20 protein-coding genes are annotated in these 22,080 nt (G+C 67.7%); 13 read left to right on the top strand and 7 right to left on the bottom strand.

The features are described from left to right. Positions 1-132 precede the first annotated feature (132 nt). The 3 genes from AB4Z48_RS10850 (at position 133) to AB4Z48_RS10860 (ending at position 4,223) form a co-directional block, all read left to right on the top strand. Positions 133-819 carry a M24 family metallopeptidase gene (locus tag AB4Z48_RS10850; protein ID WP_441613930.1) on the top strand — a complete coding sequence of 229 codons (687 nt, stop codon included), beginning with the start codon at positions 133-135 and terminating at the stop codon, positions 817-819. Between the two features lie 240 nt (positions 820-1,059). Further along, complete coding sequence (gene acnB, locus AB4Z48_RS10855; protein ID WP_441613931.1) at positions 1,060-3,645, top strand: bifunctional aconitate hydratase 2/2-methylisocitrate dehydratase; 2,586 nt, start codon at positions 1,060-1,062, stop codon at positions 3,643-3,645. A 125-nt stretch (positions 3,646-3,770) separates the two neighbouring features. After that, a complete protein-coding gene (locus tag AB4Z48_RS10860; protein WP_441613932.1) occupies positions 3,771-4,223 on the top strand; it encodes a thioesterase family protein in 453 nt (150 codons plus the stop codon). Positions 4,224-4,259: 36 nt separating this feature from the next. Here AB4Z48_RS10860 and alkB read toward each other — a convergent pair whose 3' ends face one another. The 7 genes from alkB to fliF all read right to left on the bottom strand — a co-directional run bounded on the left by alkB (position 4,260) and on the right by fliF (position 12,045). Beyond that, positions 4,260-4,916 (bottom strand): DNA oxidative demethylase AlkB, encoded by a 657-nt coding sequence (gene alkB, locus AB4Z48_RS10865; protein ID WP_441613933.1) that lies wholly within the window; start codon positions 4,914-4,916, stop codon positions 4,260-4,262. Positions 4,917-5,070: 154 nt separating this feature from the next. Continuing rightward, positions 5,071-6,591 (bottom strand): flagellar hook-length control protein FliK, encoded by a 1,521-nt coding sequence (locus tag AB4Z48_RS10870; RefSeq protein WP_441613934.1) that lies wholly within the window; start codon positions 6,589-6,591, stop codon positions 5,071-5,073. A gap of 20 nt (positions 6,592-6,611) precedes the next feature. Continuing rightward, positions 6,612-7,067, bottom strand: a complete 456-nt coding sequence (gene fliJ / locus AB4Z48_RS10875) for a flagellar export protein FliJ (protein ID WP_441613935.1) — start codon at positions 7,065-7,067, stop codon at positions 6,612-6,614. Further along, a complete protein-coding gene (gene fliI / locus AB4Z48_RS10880; RefSeq protein WP_441613936.1) occupies positions 7,060-8,523 on the bottom strand; it encodes a flagellar protein export ATPase FliI in 1,464 nt (487 codons plus the stop codon). Before fliI ends, fliJ begins: the two co-directional genes overlap by 8 nt. Further along, positions 8,516-9,370, bottom strand: a complete 855-nt coding sequence (gene fliH, locus AB4Z48_RS10885; protein WP_441613937.1) for a flagellar assembly protein FliH — start codon at positions 9,368-9,370, stop codon at positions 8,516-8,518. Before fliH ends, fliI begins: the two co-directional genes overlap by 8 nt. Beyond that, positions 9,357-10,349, bottom strand: a complete 993-nt coding sequence (gene fliG / locus AB4Z48_RS10890; RefSeq protein WP_441613938.1) for a flagellar motor switch protein FliG — start codon at positions 10,347-10,349, stop codon at positions 9,357-9,359. The genes fliH and fliG overlap by 14 nt, the downstream gene beginning before the upstream one ends. Continuing rightward, a complete protein-coding gene (gene fliF / locus AB4Z48_RS10895; protein ID WP_441613939.1) occupies positions 10,339-12,045 on the bottom strand; it encodes a flagellar basal-body MS-ring/collar protein FliF in 1,707 nt (568 codons plus the stop codon). The genes fliG and fliF overlap by 11 nt, the downstream gene beginning before the upstream one ends. 500 nt (positions 12,046-12,545) lie before the next feature. Between fliF and fliE the strand changes: the two genes are divergently transcribed. The 10 genes from fliE (at position 12,546) to AB4Z48_RS10945 (ending at position 22,079) form a co-directional block, all read left to right on the top strand. After that, positions 12,546-12,872: a flagellar hook-basal body complex protein FliE gene (gene fliE / locus AB4Z48_RS10900; RefSeq protein WP_441613940.1), complete on the top strand. Its 327-nt coding sequence runs from the start codon at positions 12,546-12,548 to the stop codon at positions 12,870-12,872. 157 nt (positions 12,873-13,029) lie between these two features. Beyond that, positions 13,030-15,276, top strand: a complete 2,247-nt coding sequence (locus AB4Z48_RS10905) for an O-linked N-acetylglucosamine transferase, SPINDLY family protein (RefSeq protein ID WP_441613941.1) — start codon at positions 13,030-13,032, stop codon at positions 15,274-15,276. Then, on the top strand, positions 15,273-16,043 hold the full coding sequence (gene rfbF / locus AB4Z48_RS10910) for a glucose-1-phosphate cytidylyltransferase (RefSeq protein ID WP_441613942.1): 771 nt from the start codon (positions 15,273-15,275) through the stop codon (positions 16,041-16,043). Before AB4Z48_RS10905 ends, rfbF begins: the two co-directional genes overlap by 4 nt. Next, complete coding sequence (rfbG, locus tag AB4Z48_RS10915) at positions 16,034-17,116, top strand: CDP-glucose 4,6-dehydratase (protein ID WP_441613943.1); 1,083 nt, start codon at positions 16,034-16,036, stop codon at positions 17,114-17,116. The genes rfbF and rfbG overlap by 10 nt, the downstream gene beginning before the upstream one ends. After that, positions 17,113-17,664, top strand: coding sequence for a dTDP-4-dehydrorhamnose 3,5-epimerase family protein (locus tag AB4Z48_RS10920; RefSeq protein WP_441613944.1), 552 nt, complete (start codon positions 17,113-17,115; stop codon positions 17,662-17,664). Before rfbG ends, AB4Z48_RS10920 begins: the two co-directional genes overlap by 4 nt. After that, entirely contained in the window at positions 17,661-18,896 is a 1,236-nt protein-coding gene (locus AB4Z48_RS10925; protein ID WP_441613945.1) for a methyltransferase domain-containing protein, read from the top strand. Before AB4Z48_RS10920 ends, AB4Z48_RS10925 begins: the two co-directional genes overlap by 4 nt. A gap of 23 nt (positions 18,897-18,919) precedes the next feature. Next, on the top strand, positions 18,920-19,678 hold the full coding sequence (locus AB4Z48_RS10930) for a WbqC family protein (protein ID WP_441613946.1): 759 nt from the start codon (positions 18,920-18,922) through the stop codon (positions 19,676-19,678). 19 nt (positions 19,679-19,697) lie between these two features. Further along, positions 19,698-20,417, top strand: a complete 720-nt coding sequence (locus tag AB4Z48_RS10935; RefSeq protein WP_441613947.1) for a class I SAM-dependent methyltransferase — start codon at positions 19,698-19,700, stop codon at positions 20,415-20,417. Beyond that, positions 20,414-21,397, top strand: a complete 984-nt coding sequence (locus tag AB4Z48_RS10940) for an ATP-grasp domain-containing protein (protein ID WP_441613948.1) — start codon at positions 20,414-20,416, stop codon at positions 21,395-21,397. The genes AB4Z48_RS10935 and AB4Z48_RS10940 overlap by 4 nt, the downstream gene beginning before the upstream one ends. After that, the gene (locus AB4Z48_RS10945; RefSeq protein WP_441613949.1) at positions 21,378-22,079 is read left to right on the top strand and encodes a metallophosphoesterase family protein; all 702 of its coding nucleotides are present in this window, start codon (positions 21,378-21,380) and stop codon (positions 22,077-22,079) included. The genes AB4Z48_RS10940 and AB4Z48_RS10945 overlap by 20 nt, the downstream gene beginning before the upstream one ends. The last annotated feature ends 1 nt before the right edge of the window (position 22,080 follow it).

Below are 22,080 nucleotides of genomic sequence, written 5' to 3' on the forward strand. Positions count from 1 at the left end.
CGATTGGCGCCACGGCGCCGCGCGGCGCGGTTCAATCCGGGCCGGCGGCTCTCCATACTGCTTCGTATCGGCGCGGCACCAGGCATGCGCCATCAATCCGAAACCGACCCCGACCCCATCCGGAGAGACCCCATGACAATGACCGATGCCACCGCCGCCGAACGAGTCGGCCCCGCCTTTTCCGTTGACGGCATGCTGCTGGCCCGCGACAAGACGCGCCAGGCCATCCGCGATATCGCGGCCCGCGTGGCGCCCGGCATGGTCGAGGAAGACGCGGTGGCGATGGCCCGCTCGGTGCTGCTCGACGCCGGCCTGGCGCTGAGCTGGCATCCCACCCGCGTGCGCTTCGGCAGCAACACCACCAAGCCGATGAAGCTGGCCTCTGCGCCCGGCGTGGTGCTGCAGGAGAACGACATCTTCTTCATCGATATCGCGCCTCGCGTGGATGCCTGGGAAGGCGACGGCGGCGCCAGCTTCACCGTGGGCCACCATGCCGAATATGCCCGCTGCGCGCACGATGCCGAGGCGCTGTTCCATGACGTGCGCGCGGTCTGGTCCAAGCAGCATCTGACCGGCCACGCGCTCTACGACTACGCCGAGCGGGCCGCGCGCAAGATGGGCTGGGAGCTGAACTTCGACCTGCCGGGGCACCGGGTCTCGGATTTCCCGCACGCCACGATCTACACCGGTTCGCTGGCCGACCTGGAGAGCTGCCCCTCGGCCATGCGCTGGATCCTCGAAATCCACCTGCGCGATCCGCAGCGCCGCTTCGGCGCCTTCTTCGAGGACATGCTGCTGGGCGACGCGTACTACGGCTGAGCGGCCTCGGCCGGGCCAGCGCATGCCGTGGCCCGGCTTGGCGGGCGGGCATTGCCCGAGCAAATTGGTCAAGGATTTATGTTGTGATTTTGCGATGCGGGGTAAAGCTATCCCATTGTTTTATATGGGATTCGCAAAATTCACTCTTATATAAGATATAAGACATTTGACCGCAGAGGCACTTCACCTTACAATCGCGGCACAACTGGTCTTTACAACCCTATTACCCCGCAGGAACCCATGCTTGATAACTATCGCGCCCATGTTGCCGAACGCGCCGCGCTTGGCATTCCCCCTCTGCCGCTGACCGCGAAGCAAACTGCGGAGCTGATCGAACTGCTGAAGAACCCGCCCGCCGGCGAAGAGCAGGTGCTGGTCGAGCTGATCACCAACCGCGTGCCGGCCGGCGTGGACGATGCCGCCAAGGTCAAGGCCTCGTACCTGGCCGCCGTGGCGCTGGGCACGGAAGCCTGCCCGCTGATCTCCCGTGCCAAGGCAGCCGAGCTGCTGGGCACCATGCTCGGCGGCTACAACATCTCCCCGCTGATCGAACTGCTGGACGACGCCGAGATCGGCACCGTTGCCGCCGCAGCGCTCAAGAAGACGCTGCTGATGTTCGACGCCTTCCACGACGTCAAGGAAAAGGCCGACAAGGGCAACGCCAACGCCAAGTCCGTGCTGCAAAGCTGGGCCGACGCCGAATGGTTCACCAGCCGTCCCGAAGTCCCGCAAAGCCTGACCGTGACCGTGTTCAAGGTCACCGGCGAAACCAATACCGACGATCTCTCGCCGGCCCCGGACGCCACCACCCGCCCGGACATCCCGCTGCACGCGCTGGCCATGCTGAAGAACGCGCGCCCGGGCATCACCCCGGAAGAAGACGGCAAGCGCGGCCCGGTCAAGTTCATCGAATCGCTGAAGGACAAGGGCAACCTGGTCGCCTACGTCGGCGACGTGGTCGGCACCGGTTCCTCGCGCAAGTCGGCCACCAATTCGGTGCTGTGGTTCACCGGCGAAGACATCCCCTTCGTGCCGAACAAGCGCTTCGGTGGCGTGTGCCTGGGCAGCAAGATCGCCCCGATCTTCTACAACACCATGGAAGACGCCGGCGCGCTGCCGATCGAGCTGGACGTGTCGCAGATGGAAATGGGCGATGTGGTCGAGCTGCGCCCCTATGAAGGCCGCGCCCTGAAGAACGGCCAGGTCATCGCTGAATTCCAGGTCAAGTCCGACGTGCTGTTCGACGAAGTGCGCGCCGGCGGCCGCATTCCCCTGATCGTCGGCCGCGGCCTGACCGCCAAGGCCCGCGAAGCGCTCGGCCTGGCCCCGTCCACGCTGTTCCGCCTGCCGCAGAACCCGGCCGATACGGGCCGCGGTTTCACGCTGGCCCAGAAGATGGTCGGCCGCGCCTGCGGCCTGCCCGAAGGCGAGGGCGTGCGCCCGGGTACCTACTGCGAACCGAAGATGACCTCGGTGGGCTCGCAGGACACCACCGGCCCGATGACCCGCGACGAGCTGAAGGACCTGGCCTGCCTGGGCTTCTCGGCCGACCTGGTGATGCAGTCGTTCTGCCACACCGCCGCGTATCCGAAGCCGGTCGACGTCAAGACCCACCACACGCTGCCGAAGTTCATCAGCACCCGCGGCGGCATCTCGCTGCGCCCCGGCGACGGCGTCATCCACTCGTGGCTGAACCGCATGCTGCTGCCCGATACCGTGGGCACCGGCGGCGACTCGCACACCCGCTTCCCGATCGGCATCAGCTTCCCCGCCGGCTCGGGCCTGGTGGCCTTCGCCGCCGCCACCGGCGTGATGCCGCTGGACATGCCTGAATCCGTGCTGGTGCGCTTCAAGGGCAAGATGCAGCCTGGCGTGACCCTGCGCGACCTGGTCAACGCCATCCCGCTGTACGCCATCAAGTCGGGCGAGCTGACCGTGGCCAAGCAAGGCAAGAAGAACATCTTCTCGGGCCGCATCCTGGAAATCGAAGGCCTGCCCGACCTGAAGGTCGAGCAAGCGTTCGAACTGTCCGATGCCTCGGCAGAGCGTTCGGCCGCCGGTTGCACGGTGCACCTGAACAAGGAACCGATCATCGAATACATCAACAGCAACATCACGCTGCTGAAGTGGATGATCGCCGAAGGCTACGCCGACGCACGCAGCCTGCAGCGCCGCATCAAGGCCATGGAAGCCTGGCTGGCCGACCCGCAGCTGCTGCAGCCGGACGCCGATGCCGAATACGCTTCGGTCATCGAGATCGACCTGGCGGACATCCACGAACCCATCCTGGCCTGCCCGAACGACCCGGACGACGTCAAGACCCTGTCCGACGTGGCCGGCGCCAAGATCGACGAAGTCTTCATCGGTTCGTGCATGACCAACATCGGCCACTTCCGCGCGGCTTCCAAGCTGCTCGAAGGCAAGCGCGACATCCCGGTCAAGCTGTGGGTTGCCCCGCCGACCAAGATGGACGCCAAGCAACTGACCGAGGAAGGCCACTACGGCGTGTTCGGCACCGCCGGTGCCCGCACCGAAATGCCGGGCTGCTCGCTGTGCATGGGCAACCAGGCACAAGTGCGCGAAGGCGCCACGGTGATGTCGACCAGCACGCGTAACTTCCCCAACCGCCTGGGCAAGAACACCAACGTGTACCTCGGCTCCGCCGAACTGGCCGCCATCTGCTCGCGCCTGGGCCGCATCCCGACCAAGGAAGAGTACATGGCCGACATGGGCGTGCTGAACGCCAATGGCGACAAGATCTACAAGTACATGAACTTCGACCAGATCGAAGACTTCAAGGAAGTGGCGGACACGGTGTCGATGTAAGTCGCGCCGCGCTGCACGCGCAGTACTTTCGGAAAGGCCCCTTGCGGGGCCTTTCTTTTTGCTTCACGCCTTGCCGTCTTCCGTCTTCCGCCTTCCGTCTTCCGCCTTACCGCTCCCATCGCATCATGGCCCGTCTCAAGCTCGACTTCCCCGAAGACCAGTACTACTACTCCACCCACCTCACGGTGCGCGTGACCGACATCAACTCGGCCAACCACCTCGGCAACGATTCGATGATCTCGATGATCTCCGAGGCAAGGGCGCGCTTTCTGTTCGACCTGCGCACCGGCGACGACGCCGAGGCCGACCAGGTCGGCATCATCGTCACCGACCTCGCCACCACTTACCGCAACGAAGCCCATGCGCGCGACCAGCTGCTGTTCGAAGTGGGCGTGATGGACTTCAACCGCTACGGCGGCGATATCACCTTCCGCATCACGCGGCCGCGGGACGGTGCCCTGGTCGCCATGGCCAAGTCCGGCTTTGTCTTCTTCAGCTACGAGCGCAAGGAAGTGATGCCGATGCCGGAATCGTTCGCGCGCAAGTTTCCCAAGGTCAACTGGGTGGATCGCGGCTGAGTGGCCCGCATGGCGCGGCCGATGCGGCTGCGCAGCCTAGCGCGTCTTGCGGAAGGTCAGGTTGATGCGCTCGTGTCCGGTCAGCGCGTGATCGCCGTCGGCCAGCGGTGCGATGCCGTGGAATGCCAGCCGTGACGGTCCGCCCCATACCACCACGTCGCCATGGGCCAGGCGCACGCGCTGCGGACGCTGGGTGCGCAGCGCGCCGCCGAACAGGAAGATCGCCGGCAGGCCGAGCGAAACCGAGACGATCGGCGCGCGCAGGTCGAGTTCGTCGCGGTCCTGGTGCAGTGAAAGCCGCGTGCCGGGGGCATAGCGGTTGAGCAGGCAGGCATCCGGCCTGAAATCGGCATAGCCCGCATCGTCGGCCGCCGCGCGTGCGAGCCAGAGGAGGGCTTCGGGCATGGGTGGCCACGGCTTGCCGCTGAGCGGATCCGCCGGCTCATAGCGGTAGCCGGTGACGTCGGATACCCAGCCGAGCTGACCGCAATTGGTCATGGCCACCGACATGCGCAGGCCGCCCGGGGTGATCAGGTGGCGCCACGGCGCCTGCGCGGCGATGTCCCGCACGGCGCCGAGCAGGGTCTGCTCATGCGCGCGGGCAAAGCCGCGCAGGATCGTCGCGCCGGGCGCGAGCGGCTCGGCGTGGGGCGGGTCTTCCTGCGGGAGGGAGTCGAAAAGGTCGAAGGTCATGACGTTGCGGGAAGCAGGCGATGGACGCCTGTGCGGCGAGCCTGTTCTCAAACGACATGGTATGCGCGATTGCAGCCGGCCGTCGCCGACGTTGCCGGCGTTGCCACCGGCTGGCAAGCGCGGCAGCGCGTTTGCCAGCCGTGCGCGCCCGGGGTCAGGCGAACGTATCGACTTCGCCGCGGGCAAGCGTACGCGCGGGGGCTGCCACGGTGCTGCCTGCGCCGGCCGGGGCGGCCGTGTTGCCCGCCAGCGCGCCAAAGCTGGCTTGCTGGCCGCCCGACTGGCGCTGTTGCTGCGGCTGGCCATTGCCGGGCTGGCCGGCAAAGCTGTCGGCGCCGACCGACGCCTGGCCAAGCTGGATGCCGCTGTCGGCCATGGCGGTACGCAGGTGCGGCAGGGCCGCTTCCACCGCCGCGCGCACGGCGGCGTGCGGGGAGACGAACTGCGCCTGTGCCTGGTCGTTGACCACGTTGAGCACGACCTTCAGCGGGCCGAGATCGGGCGGATTGAGCTGCAGCTCGGCGGTGTGGTTGCCTTGTGTCGACAGGCGCACCATTTGCTGGCTGAGCGCCTGCGGCCACTGGCCGTCGCCCACCGGCGGGGCGACCGGCAACGAGGTGGCCGGCGACAGGCCGCTGCTGGTTGGCGCCGGACCGGCGGCCATGGTGCTGGCGGCCATCGCCGCCGTGGCAGCGTTGCCGGACGGGGCCGCGTCGGTGCCGGACGGCTCGGCGGCGCGCATGGCCGCGGCGAACTGGGCTGCACCGGTGGTGGTGGCAGTGGTTGCGGTCGCGGTGGCGGAAGGGCTGGTGGGCGGCAGCGCCCTGGCATCCTTGGCGTCGCCAGCTTGCACCAGCGCCTTGTAAGGCTCGCCGCCGGTGCCCTGCTGGCCGGTGGACTGGCCGCCGTTGCTGCCTTGCTGGCCGGACATGGCTACCTTGAGGCTGTTTGCCAGGTCGGGGCCGGCCTTGCCGGCGTCGGCCGCGGTGGTGGTGGCCGGCTTGTCGGTGGCCTGGGCGCCGGCCGCGTTCTGCGGCACGGCCTGCAGCGCGGCGCGCTGCGAGGCGATGGTGGCGAGCGTATCGGCCGCGGTCGAGGCGGCTGGCGCCGCCGGGCCGGTCGCGCCGGTGGCGGACGCGGCGGCTGCGAGCGCCGGATCCTTCAGGTCCGGCATGCCGGACTGGCTGCCGAGGGCGGCGGCAGCCGCGCCGGACAAGGCGCTGCCGCTTGCCGGCTGCAGCGCGGGCTGGGCCGGTTGCGCCGGCAGCAGCAGCGCCAGCGCGGCGGCGGCGGCCTGCGCTGCCGGGTTCACGGCAAGTGCGTCGCCCTGTTCGCTGTCCTTGTCGGCATCCTTGTCGCTGTCCTTGTCGCCATCCTTGCCTTGCGGGCGTGCCGGCTTGGCGGCAACGCTGTTTCCTTGCGTGCCTTGCGTACCGTTGCCGGCGGCCGCGTTGTTCTGCGTTGCGCTGTCTTGCGCCGTCGCGTTGCCGTTGCTGCCGGCCTTGCTGCCGTTGTCGGCCTTGCCGGCGTTGCTGGCGCTGTTGTTGCGGCTGTCGTCGCGGGCGCGCGCCAGCGCGTCGCCGAATCCCTGCGACGAGGCGTCCGTGCCGCTGCTGCTGCGCGAGGCGGCCGCGCTGCTGGCGGCGTTGCTGACAATCTGGCTGATATCGATCATGGTCGGTGCGTTCTGGCGGCTTAGCGGTGGCGGCCCGCGACTTGCAGGCGGGCGGCGCGCGCGGCGTATTCGTCGGTGTCGCGCTGCTCGCGGCGCGAGATGGCTTGCTGCTCGCGCGTCTGGGCGCGGGTGATCAGGGTGTCGAAGGAGTTCTGGCGACGCTTTTGCTGCTGCCAGTTGGCGCGCCCGGCCAGCAGCTGGGCCTCCGCGCGCGCCAGCGATTCGGTCTGCTGGCGGATGGCGGTGTCGAGGGATGCCAGGAACTGCGCGAAGTCCTGCCAGCGCGTGGAGGTCATGCCGTCCTGCGCGATGGCCTGCATGCGCTCGCGGTATTCCTGCCGGTACTGGGTGAGCGCGGCCAGCTGCTGCTCGGCCTGGTTGCGCAGGCCCTGCAGCCGGCCCAGCTCGCGCGCGGCGGCATCCGTATCGTTCTGGGCCAGGTCGGCCAAGGTATTCAATGCAGATGGCTTAGCCATGTTGACTCCGTTCGAAGAGACTATGCAACTGGCCGATCGAGGCGTCATAGCCGGCGCGCTCGTGGATGTCCTGCTGGAGGAAGGCTTCCATCTGCGGATGCAGGTGGATGGCCAGGTCCAGTTCCGGGTCGTTGCCCGGCACATAGGCACCCACGCTGATCAGGTCGCGATTGCGCTGGTAGCGCGACATCAACTGCTTGAAGCGCCGCACCGAGCCGAACTGCGACGGCTCGATCAGCGCGGTCATGGCCCGGCTGATCGACGCTTCCACGTCGATGGCCGGATAGTGGCCCGATTCCGCCAGGCTGCGCGACAGCACGATATGGCCGTCGAGAATCGCGCGCGCGGAATCGGCAATGGGATCCTGCTGGTCGTCGCCTTCGGTCAGCACGGTGTAGAAGGCGGTGATGGAGCCGCCGCCATCGGGGCCGTTGCCGGTGCGCTCCACCAGCGTGGGCAGCTTGGCGAACACCGAGGGCGGATAGCCCTTGGTGGCGGGCGGCTCGCCGATGGCCAGGGCGATCTCGCGCTGGGCCATGGCGTAGCGCGTGAGCGAGTCCATGATCAGCAGCACGTGGCGGCCCTGGTCACGGAAATACTCGGCCAGGCGCGTGGCATAGGCGGCGCCCTGCATGCGCAGCAGCGGCGAGGTATCGGCCGGGGCCGCCACCACCACCGAGCGCCTGCGGCCGTCTTCGCCCAGGATGTTCTCGATGAAGTCCTTCACTTCGCGGCCGCGCTCGCCGATCAGGCCGACCACGATGACCTCGGCGCTGGTGTAGCGCGCCATCATGCCCAGCAGCACGCTCTTGCCCACGCCCGAACCGGCGAACAGGCCCATGCGCTGGCCGCGGCCCACCGTGAGCATGCCGTTGATGGCGCGCACGCCGACGTCCAGCACGGTCTCGATGGGGGCGCGCTCGAGCGGGTTGATCTGCGCGCCGCCCAGGGTGACCTCGGTGGCGGCGGTGATGGGGCCGAGCCCGTCCAGCGGTCGGYCGGCAGCGTCGAGCACGCGGCCAAGCAGGCCTTCGCCCACCGGCAGGCGCTTGGACCCCGGCTCGCGCGGGGTGGCGTCGCCGCTGGGGCGCGGCGTGGGTTCGAGCGGATACACGCGCGCGCCGGGCACCAGGCCCACCACGTCGGATTGCGGCATCAGGTAGAGGCGGTCGGCGCCGAAGCCGACCACTTCCGCCTCGGCCATGCGCGGACCGGACGCCTTGCCGCCGGGCGACTGGCCCCCGGGCAGCTCGATCAGGCAATCGCTGCCCACCGGCATGCGCAGGCCGACGGCTTCCAGCACCAGGCCGGCCGCGCGCGTCAGGCGCCCGCAACTGCGCTTGCTGTCGATCTCGGCAATGCCGGCCGAGGCGGTGTTCAGCGCATCGCGCCAGCGCTGGCCATGCAGGCCCGGCACGGTGGGCGCGGCATCGGGCTTGGCGGCGTTGTCAGGCATGGGGCGGCTCCCACGGATCATCGCGGCCGAGCGCCTTGACCACGCGGCTCCAGCGCGTGGACAGCGTGGCGTCGAGCTCGCCGCTGGCGGCGCTCGCCACGCAGCCGCCACGGGCCACCGCGGGGTCGGCGCGCACGCTCCAGCCGGCGGCTTGGAGCTCGCCCGCCAGGTGGGTTTCCACCAGCGTCACGTCTTCGGCGTTGAGCAGCAGGCAGGGCGAGCCGGACAAGGCCGGCTCGGCGGCGAGCAGTTCGCGCACCGCCGGCAGCAGCACGCCGGGGTCGGCAACCACGGTCTGTTGCACGAGCCGGCGCGCCACATCCAGCGCCAGCGAGATCAGGGTCTGCGCCACTTCCTCGTCGACGCGGCCGAGCGCGTGGCTGAAGGTGGCGGCCAGCTCCTGCAGGCGGCCAGCCTCGGCGCGCGCGCCTTCCAGCCCGCGGGCATAGCCTTCACGGTGTCCGTCGCCATAGCCCTGGGTCTGGCCCTGGGTATAGCCCTGGGCGTAGCCTTCCTTGCGCGCGCCGTCGCGCATGGCTTCCAGCGCGGCGAAGTCGATGGGGGGCGGGGCGGGTTCCATCGGCATGAACTCGGCCGGCTCGGGCTCGGCCTTGCGCGGATCGAGCGAGACCATCTGCCAGCGCTGCCAGCCGCTCTTCTGCGGGGCGCGGCCGCCCGGCGGGGCAAAGCTCTCGAACTCGTCCTGCCGCGGGGCAGGACGGCTGCCCGCACGGCGGCCGTCGCCGCCATCGCCGCCGGCGCCACGCCGGTCGCCGCGGGTATTCGTGTAGGCCGGGTCCGCGGCAAAGCCGCGGAACTGGCCAAGGGCACGTTCAGACGTAGGCATCGTCGCCACCACCGATTACAACTTCTCCGGCTTCGGCCAGGCGGCGCACCACCTGGAGGATGTTCTTCTGCTCGGCCTCGACCTGCGAGACCCGTACCGGGCCCAGCGCATCGAGGTCTTCGCGCAGCATTTCGCCGGCGCGGGTAGACATGTTGCGGATGAACTTGTCGCGCAGTTCCGCCGGCGCGCCCTTGAGCGCGACGATAAGCGATTCGGTGGCCACTTCCTTGAGCACGCGCTGGATGCCGCGGTCGTCCACTTCGAGCAGGTTCTCGAACAGGAACATCTCGTCGATGATCTTCTGCGCGAGGTCGCTGTCGTGCAGGCGCACGCCCTCGATCACCGCTTCTTCGTGGGCCGTGCTCATCAGGTTGATGATCTCGGCCGCCGTGCGCACGCCGCCCATGCGGCTGCGCTTGAGGCTCTGGCCTGCCAGCAGCTTGGTCAGCACGTCGGTGAGCTCCTGCAGCGCACCCGGCTGTACGCCGCCGAAGGTGGCAATACGCAGGATCACGTCGTTGCGCAGGCGCTCGGTGAACATGCCGATGATCTCGGACGACTTCTGGCGGTCCAGGTGGATCAGGATGGTGGCGATGATCTGCGGGTGTTCGTCGCGGATCAGCTCGGCCACCGAAGTGGAATCCATCCAGTTCAGCGAGTCGATGCCACTGCCCGGGTCGCGCGACTCGAGGATGTCCTCGATCACGGACAGCGCGCGCTCCTCGCCCAGCGCCTTGTTCAGCACGCTGCGGATGAACGCGCTCGAATCGACGTTGAGCGCCAGGTACTGCTCGGTCTCCCCGCGGAACTCGGCCAGCACTTCGGCCATCTGCTCGCGGGTGACAGAGCTGAGCGTGGCCATGGCCTGGCCCAGGCTCTGTACTTCGCGCGGACCGAGGTGCTTGAATACTTCGGCTGCGGCATCTTCACCGAGCGACATCATCAGGATGGCGCTCTTCTGCAATCCTTCATCGGTCATCGCTAGACATCCAGTTCTTGATCACACTGGCAACCAGGCGCGGGTCGCGTTGCGCGGCGTCGCGCACCAGGGCGAGATCGCTTTCGTATTTGGCGGCGAGCCGCAGGACTTCCGGATTGGCCGGCTCTTCGGGCGGCAGCAGTACGGCCTGCTCCTCGTTCTTGTCTTGCGGCGGCGGCAGCGGCGGCGCGGTGTACTTGCGCAGCACCGGGCGTGCGATCTTGAACCACACGAACAGGGCCAGCAGGGCCAGCATCAGGTAGCCGGCGGCGGTCTTGGCCAGTGCGATCATGTCAGGCTGCTTCCACAGCGGCAGTTCGGGCTTGATCTCGGTGTCGGACGTGAACGGGCTGTTGACCACGTTGAGCGAGTCGCCGCGGTCTGCCGAGAAGCCCATGGCTTCCTTGGTCAGGTTCTCGATCTGCGCCAGCTGCGTGGCGGGCAGGGCCTCGGTCACCATCTTGCCGTTGGCGCCGGCCTTCTGGCGGTAGTTGACCACCACCGCCACCGACAGGCGCTTGACGCCGCCCGGCGCCTGCTGCACATGGCGCACGGTGCGGTCGAGCTCGTAGTTGGTGGTGCTGTCGCGGCGGCTGCTGCTCGGGCCGGACTGGGCGGTCGTGGTGGCGCCGGACTGCGCCGTTTGCGCGGCCTGGCCTTGCTGGCCGGGCTGCTGGCCAGGCTGGTTGGGCTGGCCGGGGCGCGGCGGCTGGGCCGTGGCGATGGGCGCGGTGGCCGGGGCGGGCGGCTGGTTGGACAGCGCGCCAGGCACGCCGCCGACGGGCGCCGCGCCTTGCTGGTTCGATTCGCTCGACTGCTGGCTGCGGATAGCCGCGTGGGTCGGGTCCTGGTTGGGCTTGAACGATTCGTCGGTGTGCTCGACGATGGAGAAGTCCACGTCGGCGGTGACCTGGGCCTTCACATTGTCCTGGCCGACGATCGGCGCCAGGATGGCTTCCACGCGCTGCGCGTAGTTGCGCTCCAGCGCCTGCACGTACTTGATCTGGCTGGCGTCGAGCATGCGCTCGTTGGTGCCGTTGCCGGACAGCAGGTTGCCGTGCTGGTCGACGATGGAAATGGACTTGGGGGTCAGTTCCGGCACGCTGGAGGAGACCAGGTAGCTGATGGCGGCAACCTGGCCGTCGTCGATGGCGCGGCCCGGGTAGAGCTGCAGCACCACCGAGGCGGTCGGCTTCTGGCGTTCGCGCACGAACAGCGTGGGCTTGGGGATGGCCAGGTGCACGCGCGCCGTCTGCACCGCCGCGATCGATTCGATCGAGCGCGCCAGCTCGCCTTCCAGGCCACGCTGGTAGTTGACCTGCTCGGCAAACTGGCTGATGCCGAACTTCTGCGTGTCCATCAGCTCCATGCCGGTGGTGCCGCTCTTGGGCAAGCCCTGGGAGGCCAGTCGTAGGCGGGTTTCGTGGACCTTTTCGGCAGGCACCATGACCGCACCGCCGCCTTCGGCGAACTTGTACGGCACATTCATTTGCTGCAGGGAGGCGATGACGGAACCGCCATCGCGCTCGGACAGATTGCTGTAGAGCACCTTGTAGTCCGGCGCCCGCGACCACAGCACGCCCACCGCGATGGCGGCGGCGAGCGCCGCGCCGCCCAGCATGAGGGGCAGGCGCGGATTGGTCTTGATGCGCTCGAACAGCTCGGATTTGCCCGACAGGGCTGTCACGGCGTTCATGCGCGCGCCCCCGTCACGGCCAGGATCGGCTGGGCCGGATGGCGGGCGCCGCTCTGGCTGCCCTGTCCACCCCGGCCAGCCTGGGCATTCCCGGCTGCGGCATGGCTAAGATCACGCTGCTGACAAAACACGCGTACTCCCCGCGATAGTTGATGAAGGTCGGGGCCGGGAGCGGGGCGCGGCAAGGCAGCGGCACCCCAGCTCCGGCACGGTACAGATCATCGGCCAAGGCGGGTATCGACAATCCTGCGAATAAGCCTCGTTTTCCACCCGATTTCCCGCAATGGCCCGTCCGGCGGGGCGGGTAGGCTTCGGGGGCTGGCAAAAAGGGCGGGTGCGGATGCGGTTTGTGGCATGCGCGGCGCACCGGCAGGCCGGCCGGCAGCGGCGGGGGCAAGCGCCCGCGCCATGTTCAATGACTTGACTCTTTCCGGAACCGGTTTTCCCCCGGGCGGGCTGCGGCCGGCGAAGGGGGCAGGGCGGGTTCCAAGCGGATCGCCATGACTACCATTTCTTCCCTCGACGGCATGCTGCAGCAACTGCGCGGGCTGGCCCAGAGCGCCACCGGCACGGAAAGCCCGGCCACCTCGGCCGCCGCCGCGCCCGGCAGCTTCGCCGGCGAACTGCAACGCTCGCTGGCGCGCGTGAGCGCCGTGCAGGAGCACGCCTACGGCCAGGCAGAATCGTTCGAACTGGGCAAGCCCGGCGTTGCGCTCAACGACGTGATGATCGACATGCAGAAGGCCAATGTGTCGTTCCAGACCGCGGTGCAGGTACGCAACCGGCTGGCGGCGGCTTACCAGGAAATGATGAACATGGCCGTCTGAGGGCCGCCGGCGTTTCCATCCGGTGGGGTCCGCAGTCGACGGGACCCACGACACGGACGCCGGGAACGTCGGGACAGGACGACTACTGCTAGCCGGTTTCCGCTGGCCATGCGCCGTGCCCAAGGTGTGCGCAGGTCGCGATTTTCAAGTCGATGCGATGAACAATTCCCCTACTGCTTCCAAGGGCGGCTCGAGAGCTGCCAGCCATGTTGCCCAGACCCGCGCCAGTTGCTTGGCCGGACGCTATCGCGACGCGCAGCGCCATGCGGACAAGGCCCTGAAGCACCCGGACACGGCTGACCAGGACGCCTATTTCTGGGCAGCCAGTGCCTATATGGGCGCGCAGAACTGGCAGCGGGGCCGCGAGCTGGTCGGCGCCGGGCTGGAGAAATTCCCTGACTCGGCGTTGCTGCTGTCGCTGCAGGGGGGTGTCCTGGCGGAAGACGGCGAATATGACCAGGCCAACGCCATGCTGCGCCGGTGCGTCGAAATCGACCCGCGGCTCGCCATCGGCTGGATCCGGCTCAGCTCGGTGCTCTTCCTGCAGCACCAGTACGTCGCCAGCCGCGACGCCGCGCTCAAGGCGCTGGAACTGGAGCCGGAGGATATCTTTGCGCTGACCACCTATGCCAGCGCCATGAAGGAAATGGGCTACGTACGGGAAGCCGTGGAAGCGCTCGGGAAGATCTCCGAGCTGTATCCCGATACCCCGGTGCACCGTCCCAACCTGCTGTTCACGATGCTCTTCGACGAGAAGAGCACGCCGCAGACCCTGCGCGCCGAGGCGGAGACCTACGCAGGCATGCTGGCCCGCAAGCGCCATGGCAGGAAGCGGCAGGGCCGCCCGCCGGCCTCCGGCCGCATCCGCGTGGGGCTGATCTCCAACGACCTCTACGCGCATGCTTGCGCCTACTTCATCATCCCGTTCCTGACCAACCTGGATCATGAGCGCTTCGAAGTGTCGGTGTTCTCCCTGAACGGGCGCAAGGACAACGTCACCACCAAGATCCGGCTCTATGCGGATCATTTCGTCGACCTGGCGGGCAAGTCGGAAAGCGAGATCGTGTCGACGCTCGACGCGGCGGGCATGGATGTCCTGTTCGACCTGGGCGGCTACACCACCAATTCCCCGCTGGTCTACCTGGCATACAGCCTGGCGCCGGTCCAGGTCACCTGGATGGGCTATCCGAGCACCACGGGCATGGCCCAGGTCCAGTACCGCATCAGCGACTGGATAGGCGATCCCGCAGGCAACGAGGGCAACTATACCGAGCAACTCCTGCGCGCGCCCGTGATCGCCAGCGTGTACTACCCGCTGGTGGCGACGCCGCTGCGGGTGTACGAGCAGCACATGGCAGTGCAGGAAACCCCCGCGCTCAAGAACGGATTCGTCACCTTTGGCTGCTGTATCAACCTCGCCAAGGTCAGCCAACGCACGCTTCGCCTGTGGAGCGCGGTGCTGGCCAGGTGCCCGGACAGCAAGCTGCTGCTGGAGTGCAGCGGGCTGGAGAAGGAGGAGGTCAGGCATCCGCTGCTGCATCGCATGGAGGCGGCCGGCATCGCCGCCGAGCGCGTCATCTGCGTGCCGCGCTCGGGCCTGAATCAGTACCGCCTGTACAACCAGATCGATGTCGTGCTCGATACGGCGCCCATGACGGGCGGCGCGAATACCTGCGACGCCTTGTGGATGGGCGTACCCGTGGTCACGCTGGCCGGCACGGCCTTCCACGAGCGTATTTCGGCGTCCTGCGTTCACGCGATCGGGCTGGACGGGCTGAGCTGCGGGACCGAGGAAGAATATGTCGAGGTTGCCGCCAGCCTGGCGAGCGATCCCGCCGGGCTGAACGCCCTGCGCCTGTCGATGCGGGCGAGGTTCGAGCAAAGCCCGCTGTTCGACGCGCCTGCCTTCACGCGCTGGCTGGAGGCGGAAATGACCGGGCTGGTCGGGCAATACCGGGAAGTGCCGCCGGCCGGCGCGGGCCTGGAGGAGGGGGTCTTCTTCGATGGCCAGTGGCACCCGATGGAGGAGATCGTCCTGGCGGTGGTCTCGCTGCTGCAGGAGCGGAACTACCTGGACCTGAACAGCCTGCTGGAGAACATCTCGGCCAAATGGAGCCGGCACTGGCTGGTGGCCTTTGCGCTGGCGGAGATGGCGCATGAGAGCGGCAACAAGGAGTGGTCACTCGACCTGCTGATCGAGAGCGCCGCCCTGAGGAAATTCTCCCTGCCGCTGTATCGCCTGCTCAGCCAGCGCCTGGACGAGTGCGGACGCGACAAGTCCGTCCTGGACCAGTTCCTGCAGCAATCGTTCGGCCTGGATCTGGCCTACCTGGACCGGCAACCCGTGCCGTCGATCGCCGAGATCGCCGGTGTCAAGGTCCTGCGCGAGGACGCCACGGCATGAAAGCGGTGATCCTGGCTGGTGGGCTTGGCACGCGGATCTCGGAGGAGTCGCACCTGCGTCCGAAGCCCATGATCGAGATCGGCGGCAAGCCGATCCTGTGGCACATCATGAAGACCTACTCCCACTACGGGATCAACGACTTCGTGATCTGCCTGGGCTACAAGGGCTACATCATCAAGGAGTACTTCGCCAACTATTTCCTCCACATGTCGGATGTCACCTTCGACATGAAGCATAACCAGATGGAGGTGCACCAGCGCCATGTCGAGCCATGGCGCGTCACCCTGGTGGATACCGGCGAAAGCACGCTGACCGGCGGGCGCATGAAGCGCGTGCGCGACTATGTGGGCAAGGAGCCCTTCTGCTTCACCTATGGCGATGGCGTGTCCGATATCGACATCGGCGCGCTCGTCGACTTCCACTACCGCCACGGCAAGCCGGCGACGGTGACCGCGATCCAGCCGCCGGGCCGCTACGGCGCGCTCAACCTCAACGGCGACATGGTCGAGAGCTTCCAGGAAAAGCCCGCGGGTGACGGCTCGTGGATCAACGGCGGCTATTTCGTGCTCGACCCTTCGGTGATCGACCGCATCGAGGACGACCGCACGAGCTGGGAGGCCGAGCCGCTGATGCAGATGGCCACCGACGGCGCACTGGCCGCCTACATGCACCGGGGCTTCTGGCAGGCGATGGACACGCTGCGCGACAAGACCTATCTGGAAGACCTGTGGGGTCGGGGTAATCCGCCCTGGAAAGTATGGAAATAGCGCAATTTGGCCACCTCTACCAGGGGCGCCGCGTTCTGCTGACGGGCCACACCGGCTTCAAGGGCAGCTGGCTGGCGCAGTGGCTGACCGGGCTCGGCGCGGAGCTGACCTGCTATGCCCTGCCGCCCCAGGCGGGGCATAGCCACTGGGACCTGCTGCAAGTCTCCGCCGCGGATGTCCGCGGCGATATCCGCGACATGGCGGCGCTGGATTCCGCGTTCGCCGCCTGCCGTCCGGAGATCGTCTTTCACCTTGCCGCCCAGCCGCTGGTGCGGCGCTCCTACAGCGATCCGCTCGAGACCTGGTCCACCAACGTGATGGGCACGGCCAACGTGCTCGAAGCATGCCGCCGCCACGCGGGCGTGCGGGCGGTCGTCCTCGTCACCACCGACAAGGTCTACGCAAACCGCGAGTGGGAGTGGGGCTATCGCGAGAACGACCCGCTCGGCGGCCACGATCCCTATGCGGCGTCGAAGGCCGCGACCGAGCTCCTGGCGGCAAGCTATCGCCAGTCCTTCCTCGGCGCCACGGACACGCTGCTGGCAACCGCGCGCGCCGGCAACGTGATCGGTGGCGGCGACTGGTCCGCGGACCGGTTGATCCCCGACCTGGTGCGTGCGCTGGCGCAGGGCAATCCGCTCGAGATCCGCTCGCCCCGGTCCACCCGTCCCTGGCAGCACGTGCTGGATTGCCTGTCCGGCTACCTGCTGCTGGGGCAGCGCTTGCTGGAGGGCGATGCGGCTTGCGCCGCCGCCTGGAACTTCGGCCCGGCGGCGGAGGGTAACTGTTGCGTCGAATCCGTGCTCGGCCGCCTCAAGGCGCACTGGCCGGAGCTGGCGTGGCGCGTGGCAAGCCAGCCGCAGCCCCATGAGTCGGGGCTGCTCGCGCTGGATTGGTCGAAGGCGCGCGCCCGGCTTGGCTGGACCCCGGTCTGGCAGCTGGACGAGGCGCTGGGCGCCACCGCCGCCTGGTACCGCCAGTTCCAGGCCCGTGGCACGGCAGCGACCCGTTCGCAGCTTGCCGCCTATGTCGAACAGGCGGCCTGCGCCGGACTCGTCTGGGCCGCCGCATGAAAACCGAACCGACAAACATCGAGGGTGTCCGCCTGGTGCGGACCGAGCCGTTCGCCGACCACCGGGGCGCCTTCGCCCGGATGTTCTGCGCGGATGCGCTGGCGGAAGTCATCGGCGCGCGCCAGGTGCTGCAGATCAACCATTCCCGCACGCGCCAGGCAGGCGCGGTGCGCGGCCTGCACTTCCAGCTCGGCGCGCACGCGGAAATGAAGCTGGTGCGCTGCCTGCGGGGGCGGGTCTGGGATGTCGCGCTCGATCTCCGGGCCGGATCTCCCACGTTCCTGCAGTGGCAGGCGTTCGAGCTGAGTGCCGGGAACGCGCTCATGGTGGCGATTCCGGAAGGCTGCGCGCATGGATTCCAGGCACTGGAAGCCGACAGCGAACTGCTCTATCTGCATACCGCGCTCTACACGCCGCAGGCCGAGGGCGGCGTGCGGCACGACGATCCGAGGCTGGGCATCAGGTGGCCGCTGCCGGTCACCGATGTGTCCGCGCGCGATGCGTCTCACCCTCTTCTGAATGCCGGATTCCCGGGGATTTACCCATGAACTGCCGTCACTGCACAACACCGCTCGAGCATGTCTTCCTGGACCTGGGCTTCGCCCCGCCGTCGAATGCCTACCTGGAGGTAGCCGACCTGGCCGCGCCGGAGGTGCATTTCCCGCTCAAGCTCTACGTCTGCAGCCACTGCTGGCTGGTGCAGACGGAGGACTATGCCCGCGAGGACGAGCTGTTCCGCGCCGACTACGCCTACTTCTCGTCGACCTCGAAGACCTGGCTGGAACACGCGGCACGCTATGCCGGCGAGATCACCGCGGACCTGGCGCTCGGTGCGCACAGCCATGTCATCGAAGTGGCGTCCAACGACGGCTACCTGCTGAAGAACTTCGTCGCCGCCGGCATTCCCTGCCTGGGCATCGAGCCGACCGCGGGCACGGCGCAGGCCGCCGAGCGGATCGGCGTGCCCACCTTGCGCGAGTTCTTCGGCGAAGCGCTGGCGCGCCGCCTGGCCGAGGCCGGAAAGCAAGCCGACCTGATCGCGGCCAACAATGTATTCGCCCACGTTCCGGACATCAACGATTTCACCCGGGGCCTCAAAGTGGCGCTCAAGCCCGGCGGCACCATCACGCTCGAGTTCCCGCACCTGCTGCGGCTGATCGAGCAGACCCAGTTCGACACCGTCTATCACGAGCATTTCTCCTACCTCTCGCTCCACACGGTCAGGCAGATCCTCGCCGCCGCGCAGCTGCGCATCATCGACGTACGCGAACTCCCCACCCATGGCGGCAGCCTGCGCGTCTACGCCTGCCACGCCGACGACGGCCGCGCCGAGCAGCCGGCGGTTGGCGCGCTGCTGGGCAAGGAGCAGGACTTCGGCTTGCGTGCGCTGGCCACGTACCAGGGCTTCCAGGACCGCGTCGACCGGCTCAAGGATGCGCTTACCGTGTTCCTGATCGAGCAAAAGCGCGCCGGCAAGCGCCTGGCCGCCTACGGCGCGGCAGCCAAGGGCAATACGCTGCTGAACTACGCGGGCATCCGGCCAGACCTGCTGCCCTACGTATGCGATGCCGCGCCGTCCAAACAGGGCAAGCATCTGCCCGGCAGCCACGTACCGGTGATGCACCCGGACCACTTGCGCGAAGACTGTCCGGATGTGGTCCTGATCCTGCCCTGGAACATCGCGGACGAAGTGGTCCGGCAGCACGGCTATATCGCCGAATGGGGCGGAACGTTCGCGGTCGCGGTCCCCGAAATCCGCTATATCCCTGCCGCGGCATGACGGCGCAGGACCCGATCCCAGACATGACAGATTCCCTCCATGGCACCCGCCTGGTGATATCGCAGCCCATGTACTTCCCGTGGGTGGGCATGCTCGAGCAGGTGCGGCTGGCCGATACCTTTGTCTTCTACGACGACGTGCAGTTCTCGCGCGGAGGATTCGGCAACCGTGTGCAGGTCAAGACGGCGCAGGGCATGCGCTGGATGACCGTGCCGTTGCGCGGGCTCCGCCTGGGCCAGCGCATCGACGCGGTGGAGGTCGACGACGGCACCGGCTGGCGCGCACAGCATCGGGAGCTGCTGCGGCAGGCTTACCGCGATGCGCCGCACGTGCAGGACATGCTGGCCCTGGTGGACGAAGTCCTGGCCTTGCCCACCACGTCGCTTTCCGAGCTGACCCAGGCTTCCATGCTGGCGCTCGCGGACTATTTCGGCGTGGCCGGCGGCAAGCCGTTCGCCCGCTCGTCGGCGCTCGGCATCCCCGGCGAGAAGAGCCAGCGCGTGCTGGATGTGTGCAAGCGGATGGAGGCAGGTCGCTACATCACCGGCCACGGCGCGCGCAACTATCTCGACCACGAACTGTTCGAGCGCAATGCGGTGACCGTCGAATACATGGACTACGCCATGCACCCGTACCCGCAGCGCCACGGTGCCTTCACCCCCTACGTCTCGGGCCTGGACCTGGTCGCCAACTGCGGCCGCGCCGGGGCGAGCCAGATCTGCTCCGGAACGATCGCCTGGCGCGACATGATGCAGCGCCAGGCGTGCGCGCCGGCCCACTGAACCCCAAGACTGAAGAGTCATGAACCATCTTGACGCAGTAGCTACCGAGTATCTGCCGAACTCCGCGACGGAGCTCGAGAACGACCTGGTACTGAACTGGTATCCCGGCCGCATCATCGAGCGGTTCGGACATTGCGAGGCATTGCTCGAACTCGGCCTGGGCCACGGCTTCACCGCGTCCGCGTTCGACCAGCGGTGCGACCGGCATGTCATCGTGGAAGGCTCGCCGCTCGTCATCGAGCTGTTCGGCAAGCGTCATCCGGAGCTGGCCCACACGGTGGTGCTGGATTACTTCGAGACCTTCGAGACCGAACAGCGTTTCGACGTGATCGTCATGGGCTTCATCCTCGAGCACGTCGACGATCCCGGCCTGCTGCTGGCGCGCTATCGCCGTTTCCTCAAGCCCGGCGGCAAGGTCTATGTGGCCGTGCCCAACGCCAAGTCGATGAACCGGCGGCTGGGTCTCGAGCTCGGGCTGATCGACGATATCTACAGCCTGAACGCCAACGACATCGCTCTCGGGCACCAGCGCCAGTACTGCCGCGACACCCTGCGCGCCGTGCTGAACGAGCATGGCTACGCCATCACGCATGAGGAAGGCATCTACCTGAAGCCGCTGCCGCTGAGCGTGCTCAAGACACTGCCGGACATGCGCGCGAACATGCAGGCCATGCTCAAGGTCGGCGTCGGGTTTCCCGACCTGTGCGTGGCCTTGCTGGTGGAAGCGCAGCTGCAATGACCGTGACCGTCATCGTAACCGGCGTCGGCGCCATCATCGGACAGGGTGTGGTGAAGAGCCTGCGCGCCTGTGGCCGGCCGGTGCGCATCGTCGGCGTCGACCGCAACGCCGGATCGATGGGCAGCTACCTGTGCGATGCCTTCCGCGCCAAGCCGCCGTGCGAGGAGTCCGATCCCGCCTATCTCGATTTCTGGCGCGATCTCGTGCAGCGGGAAGGGGCGCAGCTGATCCTGCCGGCGCTCGAGGTCGATGTGTCCCTGATGGACCGGGAGCGCGCCTTCTTCGACAGCCTCGGCGTGGTGCTCGGGCTGAACCAGGCTGCGCTGGTCAGGCTCAGTGCGGACAAGTGGCGCTGCGGCCAGGCCATCGAGGCGCTTGGCCTGCCTTCGATTCCCAGCCGCATCGACGGCAGCTGGGAGGAGCTGGTCGGTGCGCTGGGCCCGGCGCCCCTGTTGATGAAGCCACGCGACGGCAACGGCTCGCGTGGCATCGTGCGGCTGCATGACGAACCGGACTATGACTACTGGCGCCGCAAGCAGGGCGACAGCGCCATGGTCCAGCGCATCGTCGGCACGGACGACGCCGAATACACGGTCGGGTTGTTCGGCTTCGGCGACGGCGGCATGGTGCCGCCCATCGTCTTCAGGCGCAGGTTGTCGGCGGCCGGCAGCACGGGCTATGTGGAGACGGTGCGCGACGCCGACATCGAGTCCGCCACGCAGGTCCTGACCCGGCATTTCCGCCCGCTCGGCCCCACCAATTACCAGTTCCGCAAGGAGGGCAGCGTGCCCTACCTGCTCGAGATCAATCCGCGCTTCTCCAGCAGCACTTCGCTGCGGACCGCGTTCGGCTACAACGAGGCGGGCATGGCGCTCGATTTCTTCCTGCAGGGCAGCAGGCCATCGGCGCCGCTGCTCAGGCATGGGCGGGCGTGGCGATATTCGGAGGACTTCGTTGCCTATGATCGCGATTCTCTCTGATATCCACGGCAACCTGCCGGCGCTGCATGCGGTGGTCGACGCTGCCCGCGCGCTCGGCTGCCAGCGCTTTATCTCGCTCGGGGACGTGGTCGGCTATTACGCGCAGCCGGGCGAATGCATTGACCTGCTGCGCCAGCTCGATGCCATCAATGTCATGGGCAATCACGACCAGTACATGGTCGCCGCGCTGGACTGCCCCCGTTCGCGCACGGTGGCGCAGATCATGGCATACCAGCGCACCGTGGTGAGCGTGGAGCAGGTCGCGTGGCTGGCGCGCTCGGTGTCCATCCATACGGAAGCACTGAACTATTTTGTCCACGGCGGCTGGAACGATCCGCTCGACGAGTATCTGTACCGCGTGGACGCGCACACCGTGCCGCCACAGGCGCGCAATCTCTTCTCGGGCCATACGCATGTGCAGACGCTGGCGGTGTTCGGCGAGAAGACGTACTGCAACCCCGGATCGGTGGGGCAGCCCCGCGACGGCGATCCGCGCGCGGCATTCGCGGTGCTGGACGGGTACGAGATTGCCTTGCACCGCGTTGACTACGACATCGCACAGACGGTTGCGGCAATGGAGCGGGCGGGCTTTCCCCGCCACTACGCCGAATGCCTGTACATGGGCGCCCAGATCGGCGGGCGCATCGACAAGGTATTGGTTGAAAAAGACAATGGAGAGTGAA

Origin of the sequence: Cupriavidus sp. 2TAF22 (genome assembly GCF_052115045.1) — a bacterium.
GTDB lineage: Bacteria > Pseudomonadota > Gammaproteobacteria > Burkholderiales > Burkholderiaceae > Cupriavidus.

Coding starts and splice junctions, on each gene's coding strand:
- AB4Z48_RS10850 (WP_441613930.1), top strand. CDS start 133: ATGACAATGACCGATGCCACCGCCGCCGAACGAGTCGGCCCCGCCTTT.
- acnB (WP_441613931.1), top strand. CDS start 1,060: ATGCTTGATAACTATCGCGCCCATGTTGCCGAACGCGCCGCGCTTGGC.
- AB4Z48_RS10860 (WP_441613932.1), top strand. CDS start 3,771: ATGGCCCGTCTCAAGCTCGACTTCCCCGAAGACCAGTACTACTACTCC.
- alkB (WP_441613933.1), bottom strand. CDS start 4,916: ATGACCTTCGACCTTTTCGACTCCCTCCCGCAGGAAGACCCGCCCCAC.
- AB4Z48_RS10870 (WP_441613934.1), bottom strand. CDS start 6,591: ATGATCGATATCAGCCAGATTGTCAGCAACGCCGCCAGCAGCGCGGCC.
- fliJ (WP_441613935.1), bottom strand. CDS start 7,067: ATGGCTAAGCCATCTGCATTGAATACCTTGGCCGACCTGGCCCAGAAC.
- fliH (WP_441613937.1), bottom strand. CDS start 9,370: ATGCCTACGTCTGAACGTGCCCTTGGCCAGTTCCGCGGCTTTGCCGCG.
- fliG (WP_441613938.1), bottom strand. CDS start 10,349: ATGACCGATGAAGGATTGCAGAAGAGCGCCATCCTGATGATGTCGCTC.
- fliF (WP_441613939.1), bottom strand. CDS start 12,045: ATGAACGCCGTGACAGCCCTGTCGGGCAAATCCGAGCTGTTCGAGCGC.
- fliE (WP_441613940.1), top strand. CDS start 12,546: ATGACTACCATTTCTTCCCTCGACGGCATGCTGCAGCAACTGCGCGGG.
- AB4Z48_RS10905 (WP_441613941.1), top strand. CDS start 13,030: ATGAACAATTCCCCTACTGCTTCCAAGGGCGGCTCGAGAGCTGCCAGC.
- rfbF (WP_441613942.1), top strand. CDS start 15,273: ATGAAAGCGGTGATCCTGGCTGGTGGGCTTGGCACGCGGATCTCGGAG.
- rfbG (WP_441613943.1), top strand. CDS start 16,034: ATGGAAATAGCGCAATTTGGCCACCTCTACCAGGGGCGCCGCGTTCTG.
- AB4Z48_RS10920 (WP_441613944.1), top strand. CDS start 17,113: ATGAAAACCGAACCGACAAACATCGAGGGTGTCCGCCTGGTGCGGACC.
- AB4Z48_RS10925 (WP_441613945.1), top strand. CDS start 17,661: ATGAACTGCCGTCACTGCACAACACCGCTCGAGCATGTCTTCCTGGAC.
- AB4Z48_RS10930 (WP_441613946.1), top strand. CDS start 18,920: ATGACAGATTCCCTCCATGGCACCCGCCTGGTGATATCGCAGCCCATG.
- AB4Z48_RS10935 (WP_441613947.1), top strand. CDS start 19,698: ATGAACCATCTTGACGCAGTAGCTACCGAGTATCTGCCGAACTCCGCG.
- AB4Z48_RS10940 (WP_441613948.1), top strand. CDS start 20,414: ATGACCGTGACCGTCATCGTAACCGGCGTCGGCGCCATCATCGGACAG.
- AB4Z48_RS10945 (WP_441613949.1), top strand. CDS start 21,378: ATGATCGCGATTCTCTCTGATATCCACGGCAACCTGCCGGCGCTGCAT.